The sequence below is a fragment of the Candidatus Woesearchaeota archaeon genome (assembly GCA_016188115.1).
Classification (GTDB): Archaea; Nanobdellota; Nanobdellia; order Woesearchaeales; family GW2011-AR9; genus JACPIK01.
The window spans coordinates 1,329,726-1,356,059 of the sequence record JACPIK010000002.1; the positions used below are offsets into that span (position 1 = coordinate 1,329,726).

29 protein-coding genes are annotated in these 26,334 nt (G+C 38.6%); 6 read left to right on the top strand and 23 right to left on the bottom strand.

All coding sequences use genetic code 11. The features are described 5' to 3' along the window. Positions 1-56 precede the first annotated feature (56 nt). Positions 57-635, top strand: coding sequence for a hypothetical protein (locus HYV86_07140; GenBank protein ID MBI2573612.1), 579 nt, complete (start codon positions 57-59; stop codon positions 633-635). On the opposite strand, the gene HYV86_07145 is transcribed toward HYV86_07140, so the two are convergent. Then, positions 632-1,189 (bottom strand): hypothetical protein, encoded by a 558-nt coding sequence (locus HYV86_07145; GenBank protein MBI2573613.1) that lies wholly within the window; start codon positions 1,187-1,189, stop codon positions 632-634. The genes HYV86_07140 and HYV86_07145 overlap by 4 nt on opposite strands. A gap of 332 nt (positions 1,190-1,521) precedes the next feature. On the opposite strand from HYV86_07145, the gene HYV86_07150 reads away from it, so the two are divergent. After that, positions 1,522-2,043, top strand: coding sequence for an HAD-IIIA family hydrolase (locus HYV86_07150; protein ID MBI2573614.1), 522 nt, complete (start codon positions 1,522-1,524; stop codon positions 2,041-2,043). Between the two features lie 58 nt (positions 2,044-2,101). Here HYV86_07150 and HYV86_07155 read toward each other — a convergent pair whose 3' ends face one another. From HYV86_07155 to HYV86_07210, 12 genes are all read right to left on the bottom strand, one after another. Next, positions 2,102-4,270: a hypothetical protein gene (locus HYV86_07155; GenBank protein ID MBI2573615.1), complete on the bottom strand. Its 2,169-nt coding sequence runs from the start codon at positions 4,268-4,270 to the stop codon at positions 2,102-2,104. A gap of 69 nt (positions 4,271-4,339) precedes the next feature. After that, a complete protein-coding gene (locus tag HYV86_07160) occupies positions 4,340-5,344 on the bottom strand; it encodes a hypothetical protein (protein MBI2573616.1) in 1,005 nt (334 codons plus the stop codon). A 67-nt stretch (positions 5,345-5,411) separates the two neighbouring features. Beyond that, complete coding sequence (locus HYV86_07165) at positions 5,412-5,705, bottom strand: DUF59 domain-containing protein (GenBank protein ID MBI2573617.1); 294 nt, start codon at positions 5,703-5,705, stop codon at positions 5,412-5,414. Next, entirely contained in the window at positions 5,702-6,562 is an 861-nt protein-coding gene (sufC, locus tag HYV86_07170; protein ID MBI2573618.1) for a Fe-S cluster assembly ATPase SufC, read from the bottom strand. The genes HYV86_07165 and sufC overlap by 4 nt, the downstream gene beginning before the upstream one ends. Beyond that, on the bottom strand, positions 6,531-6,974 hold the full coding sequence (locus HYV86_07175; protein MBI2573619.1) for an SUF system NifU family Fe-S cluster assembly protein: 444 nt from the start codon (positions 6,972-6,974) through the stop codon (positions 6,531-6,533). Before HYV86_07175 ends, sufC begins: the two co-directional genes overlap by 32 nt. Further along, positions 6,967-8,214 (bottom strand): SufS family cysteine desulfurase, encoded by a 1,248-nt coding sequence (sufS, locus tag HYV86_07180; protein ID MBI2573620.1) that lies wholly within the window; start codon positions 8,212-8,214, stop codon positions 6,967-6,969. The genes HYV86_07175 and sufS overlap by 8 nt, the downstream gene beginning before the upstream one ends. Before the next feature lie 46 nt (positions 8,215-8,260). Then, the gene (locus tag HYV86_07185) at positions 8,261-9,145 is read right to left on the bottom strand and encodes a SufD family Fe-S cluster assembly protein (GenBank protein MBI2573621.1); all 885 of its coding nucleotides are present in this window, start codon (positions 9,143-9,145) and stop codon (positions 8,261-8,263) included. Then, positions 9,146-10,573 (bottom strand): Fe-S cluster assembly protein SufB, encoded by a 1,428-nt coding sequence (gene sufB, locus HYV86_07190; GenBank protein MBI2573622.1) that lies wholly within the window; start codon positions 10,571-10,573, stop codon positions 9,146-9,148. A 1-nt stretch (position 10,574) separates the two neighbouring features. Next, entirely contained in the window at positions 10,575-10,979 is a 405-nt protein-coding gene (locus tag HYV86_07195) for a hypothetical protein (protein ID MBI2573623.1), read from the bottom strand. 64 nt (positions 10,980-11,043) lie between these two features. Beyond that, entirely contained in the window at positions 11,044-11,412 is a 369-nt protein-coding gene (locus tag HYV86_07200) for a hypothetical protein (protein ID MBI2573624.1), read from the bottom strand. Positions 11,413-11,423: 11 nt separating this feature from the next. Then, positions 11,424-11,753: a hypothetical protein gene (locus HYV86_07205; protein MBI2573625.1), complete on the bottom strand. Its 330-nt coding sequence runs from the start codon at positions 11,751-11,753 to the stop codon at positions 11,424-11,426. A gap of 19 nt (positions 11,754-11,772) precedes the next feature. After that, complete coding sequence (locus tag HYV86_07210; GenBank protein MBI2573626.1) at positions 11,773-12,210, bottom strand: hypothetical protein; 438 nt, start codon at positions 12,208-12,210, stop codon at positions 11,773-11,775. 90 nt (positions 12,211-12,300) lie between these two features. On the opposite strand from HYV86_07210, the gene HYV86_07215 reads away from it, so the two are divergent. After that, positions 12,301-13,062: a hypothetical protein gene (locus HYV86_07215; GenBank protein MBI2573627.1), complete on the top strand. Its 762-nt coding sequence runs from the start codon at positions 12,301-12,303 to the stop codon at positions 13,060-13,062. Between the two features lie 24 nt (positions 13,063-13,086). Here the strand turns inward: HYV86_07215 and HYV86_07220 are convergent, their stop codons facing one another. Beyond that, positions 13,087-15,606 carry a valine--tRNA ligase gene (locus tag HYV86_07220; protein MBI2573628.1) on the bottom strand — a complete coding sequence of 840 codons (2,520 nt, stop codon included), beginning with the start codon at positions 15,604-15,606 and terminating at the stop codon, positions 13,087-13,089. 76 nt (positions 15,607-15,682) lie between these two features. Then, positions 15,683-16,798 carry a sensor histidine kinase gene (locus tag HYV86_07225; protein MBI2573629.1) on the bottom strand — a complete coding sequence of 372 codons (1,116 nt, stop codon included), beginning with the start codon at positions 16,796-16,798 and terminating at the stop codon, positions 15,683-15,685. Positions 16,799-16,921: 123 nt separating this feature from the next. On the opposite strand from HYV86_07225, the gene HYV86_07230 reads away from it, so the two are divergent. Together HYV86_07230 and HYV86_07235 are read left to right on the top strand one after the other, a co-directional pair. Beyond that, positions 16,922-17,125 (top strand): hypothetical protein, encoded by a 204-nt coding sequence (locus HYV86_07230; GenBank protein MBI2573630.1) that lies wholly within the window; start codon positions 16,922-16,924, stop codon positions 17,123-17,125. Between the two features lie 38 nt (positions 17,126-17,163). Then, positions 17,164-18,357 carry a replication factor C large subunit gene (locus HYV86_07235; GenBank protein ID MBI2573631.1) on the top strand — a complete coding sequence of 398 codons (1,194 nt, stop codon included), beginning with the start codon at positions 17,164-17,166 and terminating at the stop codon, positions 18,355-18,357. Positions 18,358-18,375: 18 nt separating this feature from the next. Here the strand turns inward: HYV86_07235 and HYV86_07240 are convergent, their stop codons facing one another. The 3 genes from HYV86_07240 to HYV86_07250 form a co-directional block, all read right to left on the bottom strand. Continuing rightward, a complete protein-coding gene (locus HYV86_07240) occupies positions 18,376-18,918 on the bottom strand; it encodes a hypothetical protein (protein MBI2573632.1) in 543 nt (180 codons plus the stop codon). A gap of 24 nt (positions 18,919-18,942) precedes the next feature. Further along, on the bottom strand, positions 18,943-19,275 hold the full coding sequence (locus HYV86_07245) for a hypothetical protein (GenBank protein ID MBI2573633.1): 333 nt from the start codon (positions 19,273-19,275) through the stop codon (positions 18,943-18,945). Positions 19,276-19,337: 62 nt separating this feature from the next. Next, positions 19,338-20,069: a hypothetical protein gene (locus HYV86_07250; GenBank protein ID MBI2573634.1), complete on the bottom strand. Its 732-nt coding sequence runs from the start codon at positions 20,067-20,069 to the stop codon at positions 19,338-19,340. A 128-nt stretch (positions 20,070-20,197) separates the two neighbouring features. Between HYV86_07250 and HYV86_07255 the strand changes: the two genes are divergently transcribed. After that, the gene (locus HYV86_07255) at positions 20,198-21,079 is read left to right on the top strand and encodes an AbrB/MazE/SpoVT family DNA-binding domain-containing protein (GenBank protein MBI2573635.1); all 882 of its coding nucleotides are present in this window, start codon (positions 20,198-20,200) and stop codon (positions 21,077-21,079) included. A 2-nt stretch (positions 21,080-21,081) separates the two neighbouring features. Here the strand turns inward: HYV86_07255 and HYV86_07260 are convergent, their stop codons facing one another. The 5 genes from HYV86_07260 to HYV86_07280 all read right to left on the bottom strand — a co-directional run bounded on the left by HYV86_07260 (position 21,082) and on the right by HYV86_07280 (position 26,318). Continuing rightward, on the bottom strand, positions 21,082-22,467 hold the full coding sequence (locus HYV86_07260) for a hypothetical protein (protein MBI2573636.1): 1,386 nt from the start codon (positions 22,465-22,467) through the stop codon (positions 21,082-21,084). Beyond that, positions 22,464-22,601, bottom strand: a complete 138-nt coding sequence (locus HYV86_07265) for a ribbon-helix-helix protein, CopG family (GenBank protein ID MBI2573637.1) — start codon at positions 22,599-22,601, stop codon at positions 22,464-22,466. Before HYV86_07265 ends, HYV86_07260 begins: the two co-directional genes overlap by 4 nt. 61 nt (positions 22,602-22,662) lie before the next feature. Next, positions 22,663-23,946, bottom strand: coding sequence for an ABC transporter permease (locus tag HYV86_07270; GenBank protein ID MBI2573638.1), 1,284 nt, complete (start codon positions 23,944-23,946; stop codon positions 22,663-22,665). After that, the gene (locus HYV86_07275; protein MBI2573639.1) at positions 23,868-25,091 is read right to left on the bottom strand and encodes a hypothetical protein; all 1,224 of its coding nucleotides are present in this window, start codon (positions 25,089-25,091) and stop codon (positions 23,868-23,870) included. The genes HYV86_07270 and HYV86_07275 overlap by 79 nt, the downstream gene beginning before the upstream one ends. A 66-nt stretch (positions 25,092-25,157) precedes the next feature. Beyond that, the gene (locus HYV86_07280) at positions 25,158-26,318 is read right to left on the bottom strand and encodes a hypothetical protein (protein MBI2573640.1); all 1,161 of its coding nucleotides are present in this window, start codon (positions 26,316-26,318) and stop codon (positions 25,158-25,160) included. Positions 26,319-26,334: the final 16 nt, after the last annotated feature.

The following is a 26,334-nucleotide window of genomic DNA, read 5'->3' on the forward strand; positions in this document are numbered from 1 at the left end:
TTATCACCCAGGAACTTTCCCAGAAACTATTTATAGTCACCACCTAATTTTCTTCCATGCTTGACTATAAAGTTATTATTGGCACACTTGCTGTTATAATTGGTATCGTGAGTTATATCCCCTATTTTCGAGGCATCTTCAAAGGCAAGACTAAACCCCATGCGTTTTCTTGGTTTGTCTGGGCAGTCGTTGGAGGTATTGCGTTTGCCGCACAAGTTGTTAAAGGGGGAGGTGCAGGTGCGTGGGTAACTGCGCTTACTGTTTTTGCCTGTCTTATAGTCGCCGCTATTGGATTATTCAAAGGCAAACGAGATTTTCCCATTGTTGACTGGCTTTGTCTTATTGCCTCATTTGTGGCTATTGGGATTTGGGCATATACAAATGATCCCACTTATTCTATAATCTTAATCACCCTAACTGATACGGTCGCATTCATTCCTACGTTTCGTAAGGCGTACCATCAACCGCATGAAGAAACAATTACGACGTTTGCCATGTCTTCTCTTAAATGGTTTGTAGCTCTCTTTGCCCTTGAGAACTTTGTCTTTGTCAATTGGTTCTACACTGGTTCAATGATTGTAACAAACGCTTTATTCGTCACAATGGTATTAATTAGAAGAAAAAAAAATGCTTAACTAACTAGCTTGCTATAATCTACTCTAAACCCTGCATATGCTTTGGATGGATGACGTAGGAGTTCTATATCACAGAGACGATATAAATCCCTTAAATCATCAGATCTAATCGGTCCGAAGGAATTACTCGAATCATACAACGTAACTAAATTATCTTTAAAACAATATCTCGCACCACCTACTACACCAATATCTAAAGTACAAACATCTCGTTGAAAAGAACGTATCCTTGGGCAATCTGATCCTTCTTTCCAAATCCAGGGTATTTCAAAGCGATTTTCTAATCCATCTTTTAACTCTTCAAGGAAATGAGTTACAACCCCAAGATGACTCAGCGACACTTCTTCAAAACCACGTATTAATCTTTGTCGATATGTTCTTGATGTTTTTAGCTGACAAACCCCTACTTCTATTAACAGGAAAGTTCCTTCTCTTTCTTTATCCTTCTTGAGATATTCAACACCTTGAAATTCGTCATTTTTATGGCGATCTAATAAAATAAGATTTAGGGCTAAGTCAATTCCTCGTAACCTAGTGCGAATGTCATCAAACATGGCTTCTACCCACAACCTCTCAGAAAAAAATGTGGGATTGGAGGGACTTTCCCTACCTTTTGACTTGTTTTGGTCAAGCCATGAGAAATGTTTTACATTTCTAGGACTTGCTGCCACAAGTTTTTCCAAAAGGTTGATTTGAACCCTCAACAACCACGTGTCAGCTTTCCCCTGACATTTCCGAACGTCAGTGAGGATATCTTCAGCGTGGTGCTCTTTCCTGCAAAGGAAACCCGAAACGCAAGTTTCACTCTGTCCCAGATTGAGCTACAATCCCAACAGAGAGAAAAATCGAGAAACCATTTATAAATCTTTGTAGGCTCAACAAGAACATGCATAAAGCTATTTTTCTAGATAAAGATGGAACGCTTGTTGATAGTTCTGGCTATCCCTTTCGTATTCCCTCTGATAAACTCCTCTGGAACGATATCGAAAAGGGATTACACTACCTTCAAACACAGGGGTACTTACTTTTTATTGTCTCAAATCAAGCTTGGGTCGCCAAAAAACGAGCAACATCTGAACAGATTGAAAGCTATTTTCAAAGTGTTGTAACTCAACTCCAAGCAAAAAACATCACGATCACACAATACTACTTCTGTCCCCACGCCCCTAAAGATGATTGTTCTTGTCGCAAGCCCCATCCCTATTTTCTGCATCAAGCAGCGAAGAAATACAATCTAGATCTTTCGCAATCCTATTTTATAGGTGACGCTGATACAGACATCCAAACCGGAAAAAATGCTGGTACAAAAACCATACTTGTAACCACGGGGCAAGGTAAGTCATTTGTCGGAAAAGTTGTTGCAGATTTCATTATAAAAAATGTGGATGAAGTTACAAAAATGTTGTAAGAACCATTCTTTTTCGCCACAACCAATCATTCTTCTTTTCTTTCTTTTTCTTCCTCTTCTACGCTGGAACAATTCCTGTATTAAGAATAATACTGTTAGCAAAAATACTGAACAGAACCATTACTACTGCTGCAATAAAACAGTATAATAACGTGCTGGCAATCAAATTTTTCCCTAGCATAAATCTCTCACCAAGCTTATCTGCTCCGTTCTCAATTCCATTCCCTAGAATCGTTAAAATGTAGGCAATTTGAATTACATATAATCCGACAACCAACTGGAAATGAAATGTAGGAATACCCACTCCAAACAGAGTCAATATATTGCCAAATGCTGATGCATCAGATTGACCAGCAAATTCTGTAAGTTGGGTACTTAATTTAGTGAGAATCGTTGAAATCATGGAAGTAATTCCCACCACAATTCCTGCAATGGCTGGAGTAAGAAACTTGGTCTGCGCTTTCATTGAAGAAATAACATCTTCCATAAGATCTCGAAGTCTTTCCTCAACACGATGAATCTCTTTGATATAACGCGACATAGAAAGCAACGCCTGCGCAGCAATACGTGGACCTTTGCGTACACTCTCAATTAATACTTTCATTGAAGATTCAATAACATTAGATGGAAAATTTCGTAATGCTCCCACATGTTGGTCAAAAATAGCTTGTTCAAGACCCATACCTAAACGAGTCATGTTATGCTCTGCTAGTGCAAAAAATTCTCCTGATGTTGTTCCTTGCATTGTCTGAGCAACTTTGGCAAACGCAATTTCTGCAGGCAAACCATCTCCTAATCTATTCCCTAGTTGAAATAATGCTGAAGAAAACTCTTCCTCCAACGCTTTTGTTTTTTCACGTATCGCTATTACATTCTTGGAACGCAGAGAATAATATAATCCCCATGCTCCTCCAATCCCTGCAACTAATAAAATTGAAAGAAGCGATGCTCCTATGCCATAAGGTCCATATTTTTCTGTAGGGGGACAGAGTTGTGAGGGTGGGCAAACATAATCCATAAAATTCATACTTTCTCCCAATGGTATTTCAAAATCAGGATTTACTGCATGTAATACTAACGGACTAAACCCAATCACGAGAGCCACAAACAAGACTGTGAGGCTAAACAATAATGGGTTTATTGCGACAGTCACATTTTTAGAAAGTGAGAGTCGCACCATCCCAAATTTTGCGATACCTTCTTTTTCAGAGATATCGACTGCTCCATATCCTGCTGGACGTTTAGAAAGAATCATACGACCAAGAAAATAAACACCAATAGGCAAGCTCACATTGTAAAGCATAGAAATGTAGAGTGCGGTAACAAACGGTGATCCTTCACTAATAAATGTTACAACTAAAGGCAAAATAACTAATCCCAAAATAGGTAGAATAATACCTAACATGTGTAGCATTGTCATGGGTGATTTAAGATTATGGGCATAATGTAACATATTCTCATACGTTCCATCAAGAACCACTTCCAGTCCTTTGTCCAGCAATGCTAGACGTCGTTCTTCAGAAGGTTCAAACAGAGATGATTCAACGAGATGGAATGACTCTACAAAATCTTTTTCAATATCTTGCCATTTCTCTAAATAAGAATTTGCACTATCGCGAATATTACTATATTGTTGTGTTTCTACATCCCACACAATCTTACGAAAATCAAGAGACAGTGGCGCTTCAAGATGATCTGCCGCAAAACCAATTGCTCGTTCTAAGTTTGAGGTGTGACGCATGTATGTAACCATGTAAAAAATTGCCTGTACCATCTGGTTTGATGCTTTCATCCGCCAGGTGTTTGCCATAAATGAAGGTACTTTTTGCATCACGGGAATCAGAATAGCGCCCACAATCAGAAAAAATATTACAAAGAAAAAGAGCCCAAAAACTGCATAAGAAAGCAGCGTTCCAAAAAAGATGACAAAGAGGGGAAGTAGTACTGATAATGACACAACGCCGGTAGGAGTAACATTCAAATGACACATATCAATGTCATTTTGATATTTTGCTGCGCTTTTTGCATCAACGGAGAGATGAAGAATTTTCTCTGCGCCATTACATAATTTTTCATATAAAGAATAATGTGTGGGATAGATCTCTTCTTTAAATTGAGTATATTGCTTCGAACTAACATTCTTGGGTTGAACTGCGCCTTCTCCAAATTCTTGGGCAACCTTTGCCTTGTACCGCTGCAATAAATCTTGATAATCCCGTTCGTCCATCTCAGCTCCCTTTTTAGTCAGAATGAAGCAAACGAGGTTTAAAAAGGTAGCGTAAGTTGTCCTGAATTACTATTCACGCAAGAAACGGGTAAAATCTTCGGTATGTCTAATTGTTTGAACAAGATCGTATGCAGGACCATTACTTGCTACATGGAAGGTATCTCCAATGGTAGTCGTATCAATGCCTAGATATGTTACAACGCGCTGCGCCATCTCTCTCGCTTTGTTTTCTATAATTGCAAAGAGTTCAGCTTGTTGATCGGCTGGTAAAACGCGTAGAATATTTTCAGGAACAGAAAAATTCTCCCTGGCTCTATGGCCAAACAAATAACTAACTGCTCTTCGCATCTTACTATTTCTCTCTTCTTCTTTTACATACCCTACAAATTCGAAGTCTCCAACAAAAGAAGTAGGCACTTGATGAGAATCAATACATTTCCCAAATTTGTAGCTAAACTCATTATGTTCTATGCCATTGTAGAGGAGAACAATATTACTAAAATCTCGAGGAAAATAAAACTCTTGTACAAACAAACGTAAAAGCCAATTCTTCTCATTAATCTCTCCTTCTTCAAAACTTTTAGCTCCTACTTGAGAAATTCGCTGTAATCGTTCTTGTTCTAAAGCTTCTTCTAATCTTGCTAGGTCTGGAGGTAATACTTTCTCACTGTGTATCTCTGCTTTATATTCATACAAGCCCCAATTCATTCCGCCATTATCAAAAAATAATCCGCAAGGTTGTTCAAATTCGACAGCAACAGATCCATCATTAAATGAAGCAAGTTGTGAGAGAGCACGAGCAATAGAAACTTCTTTAATTGCAATATTTCCATCTTTGGGAACCAGCCAGGGGTATTTTCTACGATAATGGTCATTTGTATCTCTCTCTGCTTTTATCACATACGGTTGTCCACAATAAGAATCACGAAGAGTAACAGGGCGTGAAGCCTTGAAATCTTGACGATACTCACTACGCTCAAACCGCTCTGCCTGATCAACATATTCTGGATAGAGGTAAAGCACTCCTTGTCGAATCGGAACTCTGACCAAATCTAACAAATCAGTTTGTTGCATAAAAATCTCAAAAAGGAGAGAACTTTATAATCTTTTTCAAAATTTCAACACTGTAAAGTAATAACAATTACATCCCTAACATCTCCCGTAACTCCTCACTTGGCTGCCAGGGGGGGTCAAACGTGACTTCAATGTTAACTTTCTTAACCCCTCTTTCCTCAATTTTCTCTTGCAACTCTTCAAGTAATTGAGGTCCATAGGGACAGAACGGGGACGTAAACGTCATCACAATCTTAACGCCCTCTTTTGAAATGGAAGTATCATAAATTAACCCTAATGTCCAAATATCAATATGTATCTCTGGATCTTCTACACTTCTAAATATCTCAATTAGTTCTTCTTGTGTAATCATTTTCATCATTTTTGTGCCTTTGAATTACTTTGTACATTTGATTTATTCTTAATTTCTTTAGCATTGCTCTTAGCATGTTTAATGTCGCCAAATCCCTCAGTTTCAATTCTTTCAATAAGGCTTGCTCCCCCTTCATTAACCACTTTTCCATCTTGCAATACATACACCTGATCTGGTCTAAGATAATCTAAAAAGCGTTTGTAATGGGTAATAATCACAATAGTCATTTTTGTTTCCTTCTGAAGACGATGTAACATTTGGGCAACTGTTTTCATTCCATCAATATCTAGTCCGGAATCAGTTTCATCAAGAAATACAAAACGTGGTTCCAATAACGCCAGTTGCAAAATCTCCGCTCTTTTCTTTTCTCCACCTGAAAACCCTTCATTTAATGAACGCCTTGCAAAAGTCTCATCCAATCCCAACAAAGACAATTTCTCTTTGAGTACCTGCGCAAATTCTGGCACACTAAGTGGTTTTTCCCCACGTCCTTCACGTTGTGTATTCACCACTGTGCGTAGAAAATGACTTAATCTTACTCCTGGTATCTCAATAGGATTTTGAAATGATAAAAACAATCCTTGTTTTGCTCGTAGATCAGTTGAAATCGATGTAATCTCTTTTCCATCATAAAATATTTTTCCTTTCACCACTCTGCATTCAGGATGACCCATTATAGTATAGAGTAACGTACTCTTTCCTGCGCCGTTTGGACCCATGAGAGCATATATTTTTCCTGATTCAAATTGAAGGGTAACCCCTTTAAGGAGTTCTTTTCCTTCACGTTGAACAACGAGATTCTCAACACGCAAATCAGGAGCAGTTTTATCTTTTTCACTTCTTGGGTTTTGTTTGTTTTTGTTCATGTTCTTTACCTTTCGTTGCTTGTCTTTTCACTGCTTGTTGGAGTGTCTTATAGATCAACATCGCGCACTTCATTCGCGACGCAGTAATGGGAATACCTAATAATTCCAAAACTTTTTCTTCTCGTAATTTTGTAATCTCTTCAATAGTCTTATGTTGGAGTGCCTCGATAACCAGTGACGCCGCAGCTTGACTTATTGCGCAACCATGACCAGTAAATGTAATCTCTTTGACCTTGCCACCTTTCTTAAGCAAACCGCTCTTGCTCTTTTCTAAATCAATATACACAGTCAGTTCATCTCCACATAAAGGATTGTTCTGATGGGCGCAACAACTTGCTCCTGCTAACTCTTTCTTATGTCGGGGATTTCGATAATGATCTAAAATCTGTTCTTGATAGAGTTCTTCATCCATGAACAAACACCTCTTCAACAGCCCTAAGCGCCTTGCACAACATATCAATGTCAAAAGGAGTGTTGTATATGGCAAGTGAAACTCGTGCCGATGAAGCCACCCTCAACACACCATGCAGAGGTTTAGCGCAATGATGTCCAGCACGAATGCACACACCAAAGCGACTTACAACCTGGGCAATATCATGAGGATGTATTCCTTTCATTGTAAATGTGATAATGGGTGCTTGATGTGGTTGTTTAAGATTAAGTATTTTTAATCCTTCAATCTGTTCCATCTTGATACGCGCATAACTCGTCAGTTCTTCCAAATATTTCTCGCTTCTTTGCCGATCAATCTTCTGCAAATATTCAACTGCAGCGCCCAACCCAATAGCTTCTGCAATTTTAGGTGTTCCTGCTTCCCATTTCCAAGGCAAATCATTCCACGTAGCACCTTCAAAAGTAACCTCTCCTACCATTTCTCCGCCAAATAGAACGGGTGTCAATTCTTCAAGCAATTCATGACGTCCATACAACACTCCAATTCCAGTTGGACCAAACATTTTATGCCCAGAAAAAGCGAGAAAATCACATTTCAAATCTTTTACATTAAGGGGATAGTGCGCAATTGCTTGCGCTGCATCAACAACACTATATGCTCCTGCCCTCGATGCAAGCCCAATTAATTCTTGGGCAGGCGTAACCGTTCCTAACACATTTGATACCAATGTGAATGCCACTATCTTTGTTTTTGCCGTAATGATCTTTCGTGCTTGTGCTAAATCAATCTTTTGATCGTTCGTCAATCCCACATATCGTACCACAGCACCACGTCGCTTGGCTAATTCCTGCCAGGGTACAAGATTACTATGATGTTCCAAAACCGTAAGAACAATCTCATCTCCTTTTTTGAGAAGCGGTTCTAGTGCTCGTGCCACAACATTAATACTCTCTGTCGTTCCACTAGTAAAAATTGTTTCTTGGGGAGTTGCGCCAATAAATGAAGCCACGATTTGGCGTGAATGTTCATAATCTTCAGTTGCTTTTTCTGCAAGAGGATAAATTCCGCGATGAACATTCGCATTATCTTTGCTATAATATTTATTCATAGCATCAAGTACTGCTTTTGGTTTCTGTGTCGTTGCAGCATTATCTATGTAAACAATTCCTTTGCCATTAGATTTCTGGTTCAAGAGAGGAAAATCTCGTTTAATCAGTTCAGCTCGTTTCGCTGCGTTGAGTAATAGTTTTGTATTCATTTTGTGTTGTTCGTGTTTTTGGATATTTTGAGTGATGTGGTTAAAGCTAAGGCTTAAGGAAGCCTTCTACAATCATGACCATCGCATTTGTTTTACTAATCCCTCGACTTTCAAGATAAAATAACATTTCAGGGTCAATTTGGGAAATCGTTGCACTATGCGAACAGGTTACGTCATTGTTTTCTACCTCAAGAACTGGAACTGCTTCACCAATGGAGGTCGGTGATAGCAACAACAGATCAGACTTTTGATGACCCTGCGATCGTACAGCATCTTTAGTAATATTGAGTTCACCTAAGAAAAGCCCCTTAGCATCTTTTTCAATAACTCCGCGTGCAATCAGAGACGCTTTACCTTCTTTTCCTTCAAGACATGCACTTACTTTGATATCATGTTCTTTTGTGGTGCGAAACAGAGTGGTATGAATGAGATTTGCATTTGCTGAAATAGTGCTCATGGCATGCGTGCGTACAAAGTTTCCTTCATGGATAAATTCTGTGAGTAGGAGTGTTGAATTGGGGTGGAGTATGAATGATGAATCAGTGAACACATATGCATGGTGTGCTTGCAAAGTTCGATATAATGTTACTTGTGCCCCACGTTCTATTTCGATGTTCCATTGAAAAGCAAGACCAATCCCCCTGATATTTTCAATAAGATGGAGAGTTACTTCTTTTTGTGCTTTTATTATAATATCCTTTTTACCTTGCATGCACCCATTTGGTGCATCTAATGTAAATGTAAACACACCATCTTTTTCTATAATAATTCTTCCTGCTGTCTTTTTACCTTCAAGAGTTACTTCTGCGCTGGTTGCATTCACAAATCTATCTGCATCAAATCCCTCAATACGATTACGTATTCCTAGCCCATAGATTTTTTTGCTTAAATCCATCTCTGTTAGTTTTTTCTTTAATTCAACAGCTTTCATCTACATACCCTCTACTTCAAGTTCGATTAACTTATTGAGCTCGACAGCATATTCTAAAGGCAATGCTTTGATTACGGGAGCAATAAACCCACTTACAATCATTTTCACTGCTTCGTGAGCGTTCAAACCACGTGACATCAAATAAAATAATTGTTCTTCACCAATCTTACCTACACTAGCTTCATGACTTACTTTAGCGGAGCTATTATCCACTTTCATAAATGGATAAGTGTTTGAAACAGATTTTGCATCTAACATCAACGCATCACATTCTACTCGTGCGCGGCATCCTGCAGCGTCTTTATTTATACGAACAAGTCCTCGATAAGAAGCAATGCCGCCATCTTTACTAATGCTTTTTGATTTAATCAAAGATGTTGTATTTGATGCAACATGAATCATCTTTGTTCCCGTATCTTGATTTTGTCCTTTTCCTGCAAATGCAATTCCTACACTTTCACTATGTGCATTCTCTCCAATCAAAATGGAAGACGGATAAAGCATCGTACGAGCACTTCCCATATTCCCATTCACCCAGATCATGGTGGCATTCTTATGGACTATGGCTCGTTTCGTGTTAAGATTATACACATTTTTACTCCAATTTTCAATGGAAGTGTACCTCATTTTTGCGCCAGGAAGAACATGTATTTCTACACAACCAGCATGTAGAGAACTTTGAGTATAGCGTGGAGATGAACAGCCTTCAATATAATGTAATTCTGCTCCTTCATCTACAATAATAAGTGTGTGTTCAAACTGTCCACCACGTTGCGCGTTCATGCGAAAATAAGCTTGTAACGGCAGATCAACAACCACTCCTTTTGGAACATAAATAAATGTCCCACCACTCCACACTGCGGCATGAAGCATGATAAATTTGTGATCAGTAATCGGAATACAATTTGTCATAAAATATTTTTGAACTATCTCTGGATACATATGCAGCGCAGTATCCATATTTTCAAAGATAACTCCTTTTTCTTTAAGTGATTTCTGTAAATTATGGTACACCATCCCTGAATCATATTGTGCCCCAGTCCCTCCAAGAACTGTTTTCTCCGCTTCAGGAATGCCCAAACGATCAAATGTTTTTTTAATTTCTTCAGGTACATCATTCCATGAGTCTGTTTCTGTCGCATTCGGATCTACGAAATAAACTATTTTATCTAAATTAAGATCAGTAAGATCAGGACCCCATGAAGGAAGTGGTGTTTTTGTAAAAAATTCTAATGCTTTCAAACGCTTCTGTAACATCCACGCTGGCTCATTTTTTGTTGTAGAAATCAATTCAACAACCTCACGATGAATCCCTGCTCTCGCTACTGTACGCGATTTGTGTTTATCTGCGGGATCATAAAGTGCTCGAGCTGCGTCTACATTCGAATGTCTTTTTTTCACTTTAGAATTAATTTTAGCAGCAACCATTTTATATGCACTCTTTTTGTTCTATTTTCTTTGTAATACAACCTATTTTATGAGGGTCACATCCTTGAGGAATTGGTGAAAATTGATGATGAATTTGACAAAGTACTTTGGTCTTACGAATAAGATGAAGTAATCGCTGCATTTCCTGAAAATAAGAAAAATGATCTTTAATTTTAAGAGCAGATTTTTTCATCTCATTAATAATCTCAGGTGGAAATGTTACCTGCATCCCTCGTTTTTTGCTACGGTACTGACTAATCGCCGCTGTATGAACGCCAAGCATTGCAGCTACATCTTTTTGCTTTAGACCTTGATCTACTAAAAACAGTGCGAAATATTTTCGAACCGTTGGAATAATGTAATAGGTTTCGATCTCTTGAGGATGCAACATCGCTTTGTTAACCATAGTTAACTTAGAATGAAGATTATTTAAAAAGGTTGTGGGAAATATCTATTGTGAACAATTAAAATCAAGAAAACTCTAACAACCTATCCAATCTTTCACAAAATGTATTATACTTATTTCCTAGCTCTACAAATCGCAATAGGATCATTCTTTCCTCATCTCTTACCCACAGTTCTGTGGGTTCTTTGACTCTATAACTAATTTCTGATGCATCGATTCCTTCTAATTGTATCGCTGCTTCATTTGCAAGTTGTACTCCTTCTGTGTTTTCTGAAAGCAATTTACGAAAATGTACTGCTTTAGTAAACGTAGAAATATCTGTTGAGGTACCACTCCTTAGTCTTTTTATTCTACTTCTATCCATGACTACTAGGTACTCGTTTCTATACATGTCTTGCTCAATTCCTATGAAATATCTCCCTATAGTTAGCATGGTGTAAAGTCTTAAGTGCAGAGTTCTCGCACTAAATCATTAAGTATCAAACGCAACTTTGGACCGGGGGCAAGATACTCCGACTGAGCATTCCAAGTGAAAAAGATGCTATTCTCTTGCATCCAGAAATAAATCAATATTCCATTTTCTGTTTGAATAGTTACTTTTTTACAATTTGCTATTGGAGAATTCCATTCCTCCTCTTTGAGAACATTCCCTAACTCTTTGATATACGATTCTAACTTTTGCAAAAAATGATGTCGTGTTTCTGGCAAGAAGCAACGTAGTGAAATCCCTTCATAAGGAAGAAAAGCGTCTTCAAGTGTAATTTTGCATTCCATTTTCATTTGTCTTCTTTTTTTATTTTTCTGGTCTGTTTTCTGCTCTTAATATCTTTTCTAGGACTATTTTCATTTGCGAAACGGTGTCTTCAATTGCTCCTCTCACCGCAGCCTCAAAATCAACATATCTCACTTCATAACATACTCTTGACCAAAGCCAATATTCTATTCTAATTTGGTCATACATTTCCATAACACTTATCCCCTCCTGTGCAGAAGCAGATTTAGCCGAAATTTTGATATTTGAATGGGGATACATACTTGAGATGCCTATTCTAAATTCTTCTTTGTTTTTGGGATTGTTTATTTTCTCTTGCACATATTTTATCGTCTCATCTCCCCATTGATTTGATACCTCTTGTGCCGTTAGATGGACTATCCGGAGAATTTCTGCTCCTCTTATTGGGGCTGGTAATTGTAGGGTCCTAGATAGACTGGTATCATCGAATGTGGACATCTTGTTTTTTTGTAAATCTAACTCATTTAAACATATGTGGTAACTATTATCACCACAAGAATTAAAAATAGGCTCTATGTATCTCTCTTTATGATTAATGAACTTATCGAATTGGGTCTAACCAAAAACGAAGCAAAAATCTATCTTATTCTTATTCGTAGCAATGATCTCTCCGCCTCTGAAGTTACATCTAAAACCGGAATCCATCGTCGTAATGTCTACGATGCAATCGACAGACTTCTTGAGAAAGGTCTCATTACACAGACTGAAATTAACAAAACCAAACGCTTTAACGCTGTTGATCCTAAACATCTTCGTGATATGGTTAAAGCTCAACAAATTCATGTGGAAAACATAGTTCCTCAACTTTCTGCTCAATTTGCTCAAGTAGAACGTAATAATTGTGTACGACTCTACAAGGGTATTGCGGGTGTACGCGCCAGTTTTACAGATTCTCTTAATATGATTGGTAAAGGTGAAGACTATTGGGCAGCAGGGTGTATTGATATGCCTAAGCTTGCGGGTGGTCCATTTATGGAACAGTTTCATGCGCAAAAAATTTCCAAACAGATCAAAAATCGTTTAATCTTCAATCATGAAGCGCAAAATCGTGCTCTTACATTTCTTGGAAGAAAGAATTATGCGGTACGAGTTCTTCCACAAGGTCACGTTCTTCCTGTTCAAACAGCAGTTTATGGAAAAGAAATAGTGTGTCAGATCTTAATCCATCAAGAGCCATTTGTGATTCAAACTATTGACAAAGATTTTGCAACTAATTTTCGTCGTTATTTTGAGATACTATGGGAAATTTCAACACCAATAGAACGATTAAAAAAACAAAAAGAAAAGTGATCCGTAAATTTTATTCTAATAAATCTATTCAACCCCTATCTTAATCTTAAATTTCTCAGTTTCAAGGGTGGTTGTTCCGTGTGTCACAATTTCTCCTACACGTAAAACTGCTTTGAGATCACCGGTTGCGATTTCTACTAACTCTGCAACATCGTCGCCAACAAGGACTAGTTTCTTCAAATCTTCTTTCATGGACAGATTTTTTTCTGACTTATACTTACGCACAGTAGCAATAATATCTAACATGATCTCACCAAGTTTTTCTGCTTGCTCATCACGTAATGCGGTGTTAACAGTTGGCCAATGTGACAGATGAACACTCTTCGCGCCGTCCCCTTCTTTGAAGAAGTTTTGATAAATCTCTTCTGTAATATGCGGCATAACGGGGGCAATCATTTTCACAATAGTGAGCAATGTATGGTACAGGGTATACTGGCCACTTGTTCGCGCAGCAGCACCACGTACATCGGGATTATACAATCGATCTTTAACAATTTCTAAATAATTATCACAAAAAATATGCCAGAAAAATTTCTCCACTTCCGCTTTAGTTCGTACATATTCATAACGATCAAAGCTTTCGCTGCATTCTTGGATTAAACTTTGCAAGCGAGAAATCACAAAACGATCAATCAATTCAGTTGCTTTTCCTGTACCCTCATATCCTTCAAGATGCAGCATACTAAATTTAGATGCATTCCATAATTTTGTCACAAATTTTTGTCCCGTAAGTAAATCTTTTTCTTGGAATGGTAAATCATCACCTAGTTTTGAGCCAGCTGCCCAGAAACGTAACGCGTCAGCACAATACTTATCAACCATCACTTGTGGTTCAATAACATTGCCTTTAGATTTGGACATCTTACGACCATGAGGGTCTTGTGCATGTCCAGAAATCACAACATCGTGCCAAGGATTCTGATGATGATGCAATTGCTCTTTTACCAACGTGTTAAATAACCAGAACGTGATGATGTCATGCGCTTGTGGTCGAAGATTCATCGGAATCAATTTTTTCTTAAGCGCAGGATCGTCAAATAGTTCTACAGCTAAGTGTGGTGTCAAAGAGGACGTTGCCCAAGTATCAAGTACATCCTTTTCCGCAATAACATCTTCTTTTGAATAACCTTTGGGAACATCATTAAGTGGATCAACTGGCAACTGGTCTAGTGACGGCAAAATTACTTCTCCGGTTTTTTTGTGATACCAAACCGGCATAGGGATACCAAAATGACGTTGACGAGAAATACACCAATCCCATTTAAGACCTTTAATCCAATTATCGTACCGTACTTTCATATGTGGTGGATACCAATTCAATTTTGCGCCAGATTCTAAGAAATGCTCACGCAAGTCAAGATACGCAACGAACCACTGTTTGGTTGCCACATATTCAATATCGGTGCCGCACCGTTCGTGAGTATTAACCATATGGGTTAATGGTTGTTTTTTGAGAAGCATGCCTGCTTTTTCTAGATCTTCCAGAACCGCAACCCGTGCTTGTTCTGAATTTTTCCCATGATATGGGCTTGGTGCAATATAAGTCCCACTTTCATCCATAATATGTACTGCTGTTGTTTCAGGGTGACGTGCCATCCATTCAACACAATCAAGACCACCATATGAGCAATAATAGACTACGCCTGTTCCATATTCAGTCTTTGCAGAAATATCATGACTAATAGGGATTTTCTCCTGTGCAAAAGGAATCACCACTTTCTTGCCAACTAATTTTGTTCCTTTGAATGTTTCTATAACCTGAAGACCAAACTCATCAGCAAGTTTCTCTGCTCCTTCTTTACTTAATACCCACATCTCTGCATCGGGTCGCTTTGCACGAACATAATCTCCTTCTTGATTAATGGAGACACCAACACAAGCAGGATGAAGTTCAGGGCGGGTTGTTGAATAAATAATAAACTCATTTTGTGTTCCATCAATTTTCGCTTTAATGTAATTAAGTGTGCTTTTGCGTTCGGTATCTTCCATCTCTACTTGCGCAATTGCTGTTTTACAATGAGGGCAGAAAATAATGGGGGCTTTCTTCTGATAAATACGGCCAGCTTTATAGAGGTCTATAAATGATTTCTGCGAAAGCTTGCGGCAATGATCATTAATCGTGGAATAAAATATTGAAAAATCACAGCTAATCCCTATCTTCTTCCAATCGTTTACAAATCCAGGGCGAATTTCTTCAAGTGTTTTAAGACAGAGTTTGATGAACTCATTACGTTCCATCTTTTTTGATACAACATTTTTGGTTTTCTCAATGAGTTTTTCCGTTGCTAAACCGTTATCGTCGGTTCCAAAAGGATAGAACACATTTTTTCCTTTCATACGTTGATAGCGCGCAATAATATCTCCTTGAGTGTAACTAAATGCATGACCTAGGTGCATCTTTCCCGACACTGTTGGCGGCGGGGTATCAATAGAATAAATTGGCTTTGTGCTTTTGGGATCAAATTTGTACGTTTGGGTTTGTTCCCAGAGTTTCTGGATGCGTGGTTCAGCTTCTTTTGGATCATATTTCTCAGCAAGTGCCATAGTTCTAGCAAAGTAGTATCCTCTTTAAAAAGATGACGACTCAAAAAAATAAGAAAAACCAACCACTAATCAAAACTTAACGATTAAGGGGGATCACGTGGGTAATTGAAGTGTACCCTCCTTTTGTTCCATTTCCTGCAGTCTCAACAGTGATAAAACCACCTAGGTGATGAAGAACGCGTCCAGAGAGTGCAAGTCCAAGCCCTGTACTTCCTGTACTTTGTCCTGCTTCAAACATCTGATGAGGTGCAATTTTTGTAAAATTAATTCCACCAGCATCATCTTTTACCCCAACAAAAAGAAAAGGAGTATTAGGGTCATACTTTGCTCTTTCTTCACTTGTAAGATAGAACCTTTCTTGCTCTGCAAGATCTCTTACTTGTGCGTTTACTACTAATCGAGGCAATCTATTCTTGGCGTCTCCTATGTCGTTTTTCTTAAATGCTCCTGCGGAGTTACTCGCTAAGTTTAGAATTTGAGTATAAAGAATAGCTAAATCCTGGGTTGTTGATAAATGTGCTACTCCTTGAGTTTGTAAATCAACCAAGCCATATTTTTTTAAGTCTCCAGCAATTATTTGAAAATAATGGCCTAACCATTTTGTATTATACAATCCTCGAGATATTGGTTCTTCTTGAGCAAGTGCAGTAAGTCCTTGGAGTAACCGATCAACAGGGTTTTCTTGCGTGCCTAATTGAGTAATTAAATCGTTATTAAAATCTTTATCGTCTGTAGGAGGTAAACCTCCCAGTATTGCTTTTAATGCCCAGAATTGCTGTCCAACTTGTTTCAATTGAGTTTCAAGTAATTGTTGGGTATGAGGGGGATGGTCTGCCATTTGCTCAAGACTCGCTTGAAATATTCTTGCTTGGTTATGTGCTCTTTGATATTCTGCAATAGCAGATTTATAATCCTCGGATTCAGAAGTCGGTAAATACATTTCTGCCATTTCTGTTAATGTAAGAATTGCGGCAAGGGGATTATTAACATCATGAATTACTCGTTTCGCAATAGTCTCTATCATTTTTTTAGATAAAGAAACATCTCTTGGACAAGTATAAACCATACGAACTGGACCATCTTTTTCTTGAGGAAGTGGAGAATAAACTATATGTGGGTAACCTTCTACTCCAAATCCAGTGGGTGTGGGAAGGGGAGTTAATATTTCTGCAAGAGTTCCAAATGATGTCATTATAAAGTGACTAAAACTAGTTATTTTATAAATCTTTCGCTGAATTAGACACTATTGAGTGACAACATAAATAGTTTCGAAAGAACCGCCAACATTAAAAACTCTCATTCCATTTCTACCTTCATGTCCTATCATCAACGCCGTAAAATTTTCCTCCTCCTCACTATCCTGCTCATTATTCTCGCAGCAGTGTTTCTGGTAGCATTATTACATCCCTCGACAGTTTTCTTCAACATTGGTCTGCCTAACATTCTCCAAAATTATTTCATACTATTTTTCTCGTTCTTGTGTATCTGTCTCATTGTCTGGGATCTCAAGCATCTTTAACCACAAACCTTTAATACCCTCTTGTCTCACAAAATAGTATGTCTCTGTATACAATTAAATATGCACCGCAAAATGAAGAACAAGTCTTTGGACAGCAGCTCGCTGTGTCTCAACTCAAAGATTATATTCTCAATTATAAGAATCAAAAAAAGAAAGCAGCTCTTTTGCTAGGTCCATTAGGCGTAGGAAAAACGGCGAGTGTCTATGCGCTCGCAAAACAATTAAAATTCGATGTTCTTGAGCTCAATTCATCTGATTTACGCAATGAAGCAGCCATGAAACAGTTTCTTGGTTCTGCATTAGGGCAGCAATCTCTTTTCTTCACTCCTAAATTAATTCTTATTGATGAAATTGATGCTCTTTCTGGTGTGCGTGATCGTGGCGGCGTAACCGGTATACTCAAAGCCATAACAACTTCAACATTCCCTGTCATTCTTACCGCGAATGATGTCACAGATGCAAAATTTAAACCATTGCTCAAAGAGGCATTAACTATCGAGTATCATAAACTCCAATATCGTACTCTTGCGCATGCGTTAACCTGGGTTGCGCAACAAGAAAAGATCACCGTTGATGAGAAGTCTATTAATTCGTTAGCAAGACAAGCTGATGGAGACCTGCGTGCAGCACTTATTGATCTACATGTCTGTGCTCGCAATGGCTCTCTCTCCTACGAAGCCGTGACAACTCTCTCTGACCGGCGTCGAACGCAAACGATTCTTGAAGTCTTAACCCAAATCTTCAAATCTTCTTCTGTTGAAACGGCGCTTCCCGCATTAGATGATACGGACCTTGAACCAGGAGAATTAATGTTATGGTTAGATGCTAACATTCCTATAGAATACGCTTCTGCAACATCAATAGCCAGAGCCTATGAACATATGTCCCGAGCCGATGTATTTGCGGGAAGAATTCGCAAACGTCAACATTGGCGTTTTCTTGCGTACATTAATCATCTTTGTAGTGCTGGTGTCTCATCTGCTAAAGATGAACGAAATACTAATTTTATCTCCTATAAACCAACCATGCGTCTGCTACGTCAATGGCAGATCAACATGAAAATGGCCAAACGTAAAGAGATTGCCGAGAAATTAGCAGCCGCAACTCATATGTCGAAAAAAGAAGCATTCAAACAGGTTCCTTATCTCGTCCCCGTTTTCAAAAAACATCACGAGGCATTAACAAAGGAATTAGGGTTGAGTGATGAAGAAGGCGAGTGGTTGGAGAAGTAAAAGTTACAGTGTAAACAGTTACAACGTAATTTCTAATCCTCCCCAAACATACTGTGCCCGAAGCCCACTTGGTTCTATTTCAACAATTCTGCCCGTTGGAAGAGTATTTACCTCAGAACGTCGAACGACTCCAAGTATGTTGTTGTAATCTGCAGTTGGTCTTTGTACTTCACCAAGCACCATCAATGAAATCTTTGTTTTATTATCAATAAATCCCCAATGCCATGATAAGAACGATCCTGTTTGTAATGACGAATGGAGGGTGTCATCTATTTCACTCCAACTTTTGTGTCCACTTCCAAGATCATTAAGATAAGCATTGAGTCCACGCCATATATGTTCATAATCTACTGTTGGTTTGAATGTGCCTTCCTGCCGTAACCACGGCGGATCACTTCGTGGTTTGTTAATCGGACTTCGATCTCCAAGATATGGCGTGCCATTCTCGACAATACCTGTTAGTAATACTTTCTCTAAATCAGGGGTTGGTTGTACAACAGTAAGATACGCTTTCACCACATTGGGAAAACGATCATAAAATGGTATTTTTGAAATGTTCATTGTAATTTCTTACCTCACACATTTTTATCTATCTTGTTCTTTTTGTACATCGTATTGTCCGGGCAATAGAAGATCACAAGTATACATCCCTTCAATAGGTAAGGTTACCCTATCTCCTACTTGAAGATTCCATGGTCGTTGTGTAAGATCATCAGATTGCATCGGTTGACTTTTATCCGCACAGTATGCTATTACATTGTTGACGACTACTTGAAAAGTTGTTTTTTGGTAATTCTGGTTAGGGAAAACATTCTCCCTTTGGGTTACAATTCCTTGCTGGTCTGCTAACGCAATATATCCTAAAATTCCAACTAGGCTCATTCCGAGGATTCCTCTTTTTAAGTTTTGATTTTTCATGGTTTATTCTCTCTATGTTTCGCTTTTTTTTGTGTAATGTTTCTTTCTCGTATTTCACAAATCTATATTTCTGGGAAATCTCTTGAAATTTTTGCAGAAGTATACAGGGAAGCGCTTCGTCCAGATATAACTAATAGGCATCGGTCTGCTGAAAGATCACCAAATAGTCCCTGCCGGGTTCGTGCAGCAACATCTGGTTGAAAAGAGCTGAAACTAACATAATTCCCGCCATTGTTGGGAAGGTTCGCTGCCATTTGTGCTGCAGAATCGTAAACCTGTCCTAAAATTTTTACTCCGTCATCAGCTACATATCTTCCTGCAATTCTAAATCCACCATTTATCTGAAGGTCATTTATGTTGGTGATCCCTGATGAAGGTCCAAACGAGATATATGACTGGGCATCTTGGAAGCGACCATCTTGTCGACCATCCTTAAATTGTACCTCAAGAACAGCATTTGTTTTTTTTGCAGGTTCTAACTTAGCAAGAGCGACTTCCCTTGGCCTAGCAATAAAACATGCGCTTACATAAAGATCCCGGTCGCGACCACCTCGACTTTCAAATACTGGTCCTGTGCTTCTCAAAGTGGGATCAGCGCGTACAATTCGTTCCATAAGTTCTAAAGCTTGAGAAACAGGTACGGGCTCATGCCAGTAGGGAGATTGACCAACTTCTCTATAACAGCGACTTGCTCCTTGGATATCGAGGACGCGTGCGGTTGCCGGAATTGCTCCATTTTGAATTAAATTTGTTAATGTTTGTCTTACTTCTAATTGTTTATTGTAGCTTATCATGTTTAATCACCATTAATGTTATTACTGTACAATTACTAATGGCTCTATTAAATATCTTTTTACTATCAAAGATATGTTGCATATCTTTTCACACAAATCTTATAAATGGACAAAAGAATAAAGTAAGAATGCGTCGAAAACTCATCAAGCAAGGTGGTTCAGGTCTAACCCTCTACATCCCTAAAAAATGGCTTGATCAACATAGACTTAGGGCTGGCGATGAACTTGAGATTGAAGAGAAAGAAGGAAAATTGGTGTTAGCAACACAGCATCAACAAAAAGAGCCCAGTCAAATAAATATCACTATTCCCTTGATTCGTGAAAGTGTTACTCGCACGTTGATTGTGAATGCGTATCGCGCAGGGTATGATAAATTGTTTGTAACATACGATGGTAAGCAGGAGGATCTGAATACGGTTGTGGAACAGCATTTAATAGGTTTTGAAGTCTTTAGGAAGAAGGAGAAACTGTATTCTATCGAGAGTGTGGCCGAGCCAAACTATGATAATTTTGAAAACATCATTGAAAAGCAATTCTTTATGGTTCTCGAGATTTTACGCACACTGGAAACGGCAGATTGCAGCGAATTGACACACAAAATCCAGAGGTATGATAATTTCTTAAAACGCTGTATCTCCAAAAACGTCGTCTCTGTAAAAGCCATGCCGTTTTTGTGGCAGTTTTTGAGTAATGTAGCCCACATTGCACGACAGGGTTATCATTTCAACAAACTGTTAAGAAATACGAAGAGAAAATTCACCCCAAAAGAAAAACAGTTCTTCCAAGAGATTATTGGCATGTTTGGAGTGCTCCAAAAGTCATATTTAGGTAAAAAAATTGAACCTCTTTTTGCTTTACATGAATTAGATAAAAAAATTCTTCAAGAGAAGGGAATGAAGTTACTTCAATCAGAAAAACCAACACATATGCACTATCTCCTCACGATTGGTAGATTGATTTATCTTGCCAATACACCGCTTGAGGGATATCTTCAAGAGTTTGCTCATTAAGATTATTCCTTCATCTCTCCTGCATCCCAACGAACTGCTTGTTCCCAGACTCGATCTGGAATGGCATTAAGAGCAGCCTCATATCTATCGAAAACAAGTTGGGCAACCGGAATAAACTTTCCTTGCGTCGATACCGTTGCTAAAACTTTCTGTGCCGTTGCTCTATGATGTTCTTCTTCTTTGTATTTAATGAAAATATCTTGAAAGGTTGTTGCTTGCGCAAGCTCTCGAAGAGCATAATTAGCGCCACGAAGATTAACCGCAAATCGCGCAAAAGGCAAATATCGTGCGAAATCTTCTCGATCAATTATTGTTCCGGTTTGATGTTCCCATTCACGAAGATAGAGTTCGACCATCTCTTGCTTTTTGTCTTCTTCATGAAGAGTTACCATCATCTGGTTATATCCTCCCAAACGAATTGGAAGGTATCCATCAATAACGCGAGCAATAGCTTCTTGCATACTTGAACGTTGGATGCCGTTAAAATCACTTACTTTAATTTTATACTGGGGGTTTCCGTTTTTGCCTTCATCTAACCCATACATATTTTTGGGAAATACATTACCAGTCCAGCAAGGAAATTTTTGTGTAGCTTCATCTAGATTTTGAGCGATTTCATCAAGAGCAGCCAAGTCCTGTTTTGTACCCCAAGGAATTGTTTGAGCAAGTCGTAACGCATGATAGTTAAATCTTGCCTGTAGTCGTGATACTCTGGTCCCTTTTACAACTCTGATAATGGCTTCATCAATTAGTTCCCTTTTGAGTTCGCTACCCAAGATTGCAGCAATAGCAGTATCAACTTGAGCAACTAAAGGTCCCGCTTGTTGTTGATAACTTGTGATGAGTGAGTTTCCTAGCCATCCTCGTGTTCGTTCAAATTCTCCCCCATAATATCCACTCCTTGCTAATGCGGTTTCGATATCTTCGCCAAGATGTTCAATATATAACTCTCTTCCCTGTTCCGGTTGCATAATATGTGGCACAGGCACTCTTCTTTGATACAATGCTTGATGGATGGTATATTCCCGATCATTAAGAGTAGCACCTTGATCTTTAATTACAACACTCTGTCGGTTTAAAAGTAAGGTTAACCCTGCAGGACCGTTTACCTCGCAAAAAGGCGTATTTTCTTGCCTTACTGATGCGGTTGTTCTTCCACCAGTCAGATCTCGTGTTTGTCGAGCAAAAATTTGCGCAAGGAATGATTCTGCATCAGCGTTTAAACCGACGCTTGCTCTTGCCTTACTCATAAGATACGCATTTTCACGAAGATCACTATCTTGCCACATTTGAGAAACTGGGGGACCGGTCCACGTAATGGGGGGTGTTAACGTATCTGGAGAACCAAATAATCTAAACGTATAATCTTGGTGTGGGTCTGCTCTCATTTCCTTGCCTCCACTAGCTGCAAAATAGCTTCTTCTACTAAATGGGAACGATTTCGATACTTGCGTCTATCGGATGAGGCCAATAACTTTTGCATAGTCTCAGCTTCAAGTGATATACTCAAACGTATCTTCATACGTACGAAAAAGTATTACTACTTTATAAAACTTCACAAAAGTTATTACTAATAAGTGGCATCATTTCCTCAACGCATCCACGGGCTGCAGCTTCGCCGCCTGTCTAGCTGGCAATACTCCTGAACCAGCGCCAACGACAAATGCAAATACTAATGCACCAATCACCAACCAAATGGAAACATCTGCTCGTATCAAGAACGATTCAAACATTTGATAGCCAATATATTCAACACCTTTGCTAATTCCTATACCTAACAATACTCCAATCGCACCACCAAACAAACCAAGCATTCCAGATTCAATAATAAATAATGTTTGAATTTGTTTTTGTGTCGCACCTACTGCTTTCATAATCCCTATTTCTCGTGTTCTCTCAACTACTGCAGTATACATCGTGTTCATAATTCCTAAACCACCAACCAACAGAGAAATCGCTGCAATTCCTACTAAAACACCTTGAATAATTACTAGAATAGTATTAAGAGTGGCCAATAATTGTTCCGGCGTCTCTACCACAAAATTTTCTTTTCCTTTTTCAACATCACGAGTTTTTCGTAACTCTTTTTCCACTTGCTCTCGTACTGCGTTAATATCTTCACTCTGTCCTACTCTTGCTGCGACAATATCTACCTCTGTGTTAATATCTAATAAATCTCGTAATGCCGCTTCTTCAATCACAACGGTAGTATCTTTCTGGGGATTTCCTGATTTCTTAAGAATTCCTGCAATTTGAAATGGTTTTCCTTGAACTAATAATCTGTCTCGCAGTAAAACTGGTTTCTCAAAATACGATTGTGAAACATCCGAACCAATAAGCGCTTCACTTGCATCGTTGGGAAATCGTCCTTCAGCAAGGATATAATTATTAGATTCAATAACTAAATCTTGTTCCTCTTTATCTTTCGGAAAAGACACTACATAACTATACTTAATTTCATCTTTAAACTCAAATTTGGCTGTGCGAATAAGTCTTGCTACTGCTAAATCAATTCCTGCAACTCTTTCGACAGTTTCTTTTTCTTTAATAGTAAGCGGCACACTAGTTCCTGTTCCGGGAGGACCAAACCCTCCTCCTGCTGCTTGTACTATGATCTTATCTGTGCCTAGAGAAATAAATTGTTCTTGGATAGCATTTTTAAGACCCTGACTCAACGAAAGAAGTGCTACTACTGCAGCAATACCAATAAAAATTCCCAGCATAGTTAACCAAGAACGCAAACGTCGTCTCTTCGTACTTTGATATGCTAAGTTCACATACGCACTGATCATTGTTTTGCTTTTTTCTTTTTGAAGCGTTTGTAGGCAAAATATCCACCAACACCAAGAATAATCAGAATTGCCCATATCATTCCTGATCCAGATTCAACAAGACCAAATTTTTTGAGGTCTCTTGACGAATATAATGGTAATTCTAATGTGAACTCTTGTTGAAATGGTCGATTGTTTGCATCGTGATAACTTAACTTTATCGGAATGGAAACATTTTGCACATCTGTGGCATAAATGGACAATTCTTCAGTTTCCGTATCATCAGCATCAATATCTCCTACATAAAAATAAGAGCTAGGGGTAAGTAAACGATAACTCTCACTAGGAAGTAAAGTAAATTCGACATATTTTACATCTGTTGCTCCTGCATTAGCAATCTCAAAAGTCACTTTGCCCTGACTTTGCGCTTGGAGCAGTGTTGTTTTCTTAATGTATGGGCGAACTTTAGGTACATCTCCTACGCTTACTGCAACGAGATCTTTTACTACGGTTGTATTGGCTCGTTCATCATTATATGAAATAATCACGGGAATTTTATACAGACCGGGTATAGCATCAGGCGTTGCAATTAATGAAAAAGTCAATGCTTTTTGAAAAGTAGGGTCTAATTGTTTGAGGATCTGTAATGATGATCCTTGATACGGGGCAAAGGGAATACTTCCATTTTCTAATTGCATCTGCATTCGAATATCCTGCAATCTGGAAGGTCCTACATTTTGCACTACAATTGATACTGTTGCTGTTTCACCAGGAGGCACTTGCTTTGGTTCTACAATAATCTCTTTAAGATACAAAAGGGGATCTTGGGTTCGAATATCAACTAAAAATTCATCATCTTCAAATACTTTAGTCACTCCATCATATCGTGCTTCAAGTTCAATCTCTGTTCGCTTACCAACTGCTTTCTCATCAACTTTAATGTCATATTCTACAATTACTGTATCTGAACCAGCCCGCAGAATACCAATATTCTTATCAATCTGATTTCCATATACTCTAAACGGATACTGTTCCCGTAGATGAATCACGACATCACTTCCGGTCTGTCCCCCATTATTCTGGACTTGAAATCTAAGATGTACTACTTGACCAGGTTCAACCGGATCAGGTGTTTGAGAAAGAAGGGTGATGGAAATAGCTGGGCCCTCAGCACGACTTTGGGCATACACTGCAGTTACAACTAAGAGCAAACTAAGAGTAAAAATAATTAATTTATTCATCTCGCCACCTTTTTTTTGTAAGAATAGAAAGCAGACTCTAGATTTTATAAATGTGTGGGTCTTGGATTAACCTAAATGCCCTACATATCGTGAAAACTCTTCTTCAGCAATTTGTCGAAATGTCTTATCTGTTATTAATGCGTTTGGATCTCCATCGGGAAAATGAACAAAAACGGGTCTTTCTGCCAGATTACGTCGCACTACTTGATGAAATGTTGGCAATAATTTTGTTCTGGGAGCAGTTTCCGCAACTCCCATTTTAGCTTTTGCAAGCGCATCAACATAATTAACTAACAACCAGCCAATATTAAATGAGTAGTTTCCTTCACCAACACGCACCGGTATACATTTTCCTTCACCAATTTCCACTTCTAAACTAGGTATGGGGTTTGTATCTTTGCGCGGATCAATAATCGCACTCAAACTCGAATCTTGGTGTCGCCCAGCAATAATATCACCAATTTTTCCTTGAGGTCCAGTGTAATACAACAAAAGCCGTGTTGTTCCATATCCTTCTCTATTCTCATCTACAAATGCACCTGTAAAAAAATGATCGGCCTCTAAACCATAGACTCCATGAACCAGTCCGCTTAAAGCGAGTCGACCAATTACATCAAAGCCACGATGAACTTTTGGAAAAACATTTGTGAATGCATGTTGTAGAAATTGTTTTTCTGGTACCGTTAACCCTCTTAGTGGTCCACCTTCCAATTGCGCAACTCCTTCTTTTACTTGCAATGTCCGCTGTTCGCTAAAACGAGAGGTCGTTTCAACATTTGGCCATCCTAAATGATATTTTCTATTTCCTGGATTGCCAGTGATCGAATGATACCAAGAGGATTTCCACAATTCTGGTCCAGAATCATATCTTTCTTCACCTGGGGCGATGTATCCTGTTTTACGGCGATCCCCCGGAAATTGCTTAAGAATAGTTGGATCAAGAGAGAAAAGCAAATCCATGCCCTCATACGCATCATGCATCAGTTCTGGTGGAAGAAAACGTCCTTCATCACGTAATGCTCCAAAGCCTATCGCCAGATTTGCATCTCCCATGGGTTTGGCAAGTCGTGTAATTTCTGTTCTTGCATCGCGTTTTATGGCATCTTCATATGCTGCAACATTAAATGGGGTTAACTCTAGAACTGGTCGTTGTTCATTTCCTACGTATTGGATGTTCCCTACTTGCTCAAAACGTGCTTGTAAGTCGGCATCTAAAAATTGGTGCATAAGTACTTCCGAAGTT

Bases quoted from the DNA above. Each gene is read 5' to 3' on its own strand.
- HYV86_07140 (MBI2573612.1), top strand. From the start codon at position 57: ATGCTTGACTATAAAGTTATTATTGGCACACTTGCTGTTATAATTGGT.
- HYV86_07145 (MBI2573613.1), bottom strand. From the start codon at position 1,189: ATGTTTGATGACATTCGCACTAGGTTACGAGGAATTGACTTAGCCCTA.
- HYV86_07150 (MBI2573614.1), top strand. From the start codon at position 1,522: ATGCATAAAGCTATTTTTCTAGATAAAGATGGAACGCTTGTTGATAGT.
- HYV86_07155 (MBI2573615.1), bottom strand. From the start codon at position 4,270: ATGGACGAACGGGATTATCAAGATTTATTGCAGCGGTACAAGGCAAAG.
- HYV86_07160 (MBI2573616.1), bottom strand. From the start codon at position 5,344: ATGCAACAAACTGATTTGTTAGATTTGGTCAGAGTTCCGATTCGACAA.
- HYV86_07165 (MBI2573617.1), bottom strand. From the start codon at position 5,705: ATGATGAAAATGATTACACAAGAAGAACTAATTGAGATATTTAGAAGT.
- sufC (MBI2573618.1), bottom strand. From the start codon at position 6,562: ATGAACAAAAACAAACAAAACCCAAGAAGTGAAAAAGATAAAACTGCT.
- HYV86_07175 (MBI2573619.1), bottom strand. From the start codon at position 6,974: ATGGATGAAGAACTCTATCAAGAACAGATTTTAGATCATTATCGAAAT.
- sufS (MBI2573620.1), bottom strand. From the start codon at position 8,214: ATGAATACAAAACTATTACTCAACGCAGCGAAACGAGCTGAACTGATT.
- HYV86_07185 (MBI2573621.1), bottom strand. From the start codon at position 9,145: ATGAAAGCTGTTGAATTAAAGAAAAAACTAACAGAGATGGATTTAAGC.
- sufB (MBI2573622.1), bottom strand. From the start codon at position 10,573: ATGGTTGCTGCTAAAATTAATTCTAAAGTGAAAAAAAGACATTCGAAT.
- HYV86_07195 (MBI2573623.1), bottom strand. From the start codon at position 10,979: ATGGTTAACAAAGCGATGTTGCATCCTCAAGAGATCGAAACCTATTAC.
- HYV86_07200 (MBI2573624.1), bottom strand. From the start codon at position 11,412: ATGCTAACTATAGGGAGATATTTCATAGGAATTGAGCAAGACATGTAT.
- HYV86_07205 (MBI2573625.1), bottom strand. From the start codon at position 11,753: ATGGAATGCAAAATTACACTTGAAGACGCTTTTCTTCCTTATGAAGGG.
- HYV86_07210 (MBI2573626.1), bottom strand. From the start codon at position 12,210: ATGTCCACATTCGATGATACCAGTCTATCTAGGACCCTACAATTACCA.
- HYV86_07215 (MBI2573627.1), top strand. From the start codon at position 12,301: ATGATTAATGAACTTATCGAATTGGGTCTAACCAAAAACGAAGCAAAA.
- HYV86_07220 (MBI2573628.1), bottom strand. From the start codon at position 15,606: ATGGCACTTGCTGAGAAATATGATCCAAAAGAAGCTGAACCACGCATC.
- HYV86_07225 (MBI2573629.1), bottom strand. From the start codon at position 16,798: ATGACATCATTTGGAACTCTTGCAGAAATATTAACTCCCCTTCCCACA.
- HYV86_07230 (MBI2573630.1), top strand. From the start codon at position 16,922: ATGTCCTATCATCAACGCCGTAAAATTTTCCTCCTCCTCACTATCCTG.
- HYV86_07235 (MBI2573631.1), top strand. From the start codon at position 17,164: ATGTCTCTGTATACAATTAAATATGCACCGCAAAATGAAGAACAAGTC.
- HYV86_07240 (MBI2573632.1), bottom strand. From the start codon at position 18,918: ATGAACATTTCAAAAATACCATTTTATGATCGTTTTCCCAATGTGGTG.
- HYV86_07245 (MBI2573633.1), bottom strand. From the start codon at position 19,275: ATGAAAAATCAAAACTTAAAAAGAGGAATCCTCGGAATGAGCCTAGTT.
- HYV86_07250 (MBI2573634.1), bottom strand. From the start codon at position 20,069: ATGATAAGCTACAATAAACAATTAGAAGTAAGACAAACATTAACAAAT.
- HYV86_07255 (MBI2573635.1), top strand. From the start codon at position 20,198: ATGCGTCGAAAACTCATCAAGCAAGGTGGTTCAGGTCTAACCCTCTAC.
- HYV86_07260 (MBI2573636.1), bottom strand. From the start codon at position 22,467: ATGAGAGCAGACCCACACCAAGATTATACGTTTAGATTATTTGGTTCT.
- HYV86_07265 (MBI2573637.1), bottom strand. From the start codon at position 22,601: ATGAAGATACGTTTGAGTATATCACTTGAAGCTGAGACTATGCAAAAG.
- HYV86_07270 (MBI2573638.1), bottom strand. From the start codon at position 23,946: ATGGGCAATTCTGATTATTCTTGGTGTTGGTGGATATTTTGCCTACAA.
- HYV86_07275 (MBI2573639.1), bottom strand. From the start codon at position 25,091: ATGAATAAATTAATTATTTTTACTCTTAGTTTGCTCTTAGTTGTAACT.
- HYV86_07280 (MBI2573640.1), bottom strand. From the start codon at position 26,318: ATGCACCAATTTTTAGATGCCGACTTACAAGCACGTTTTGAGCAAGTA.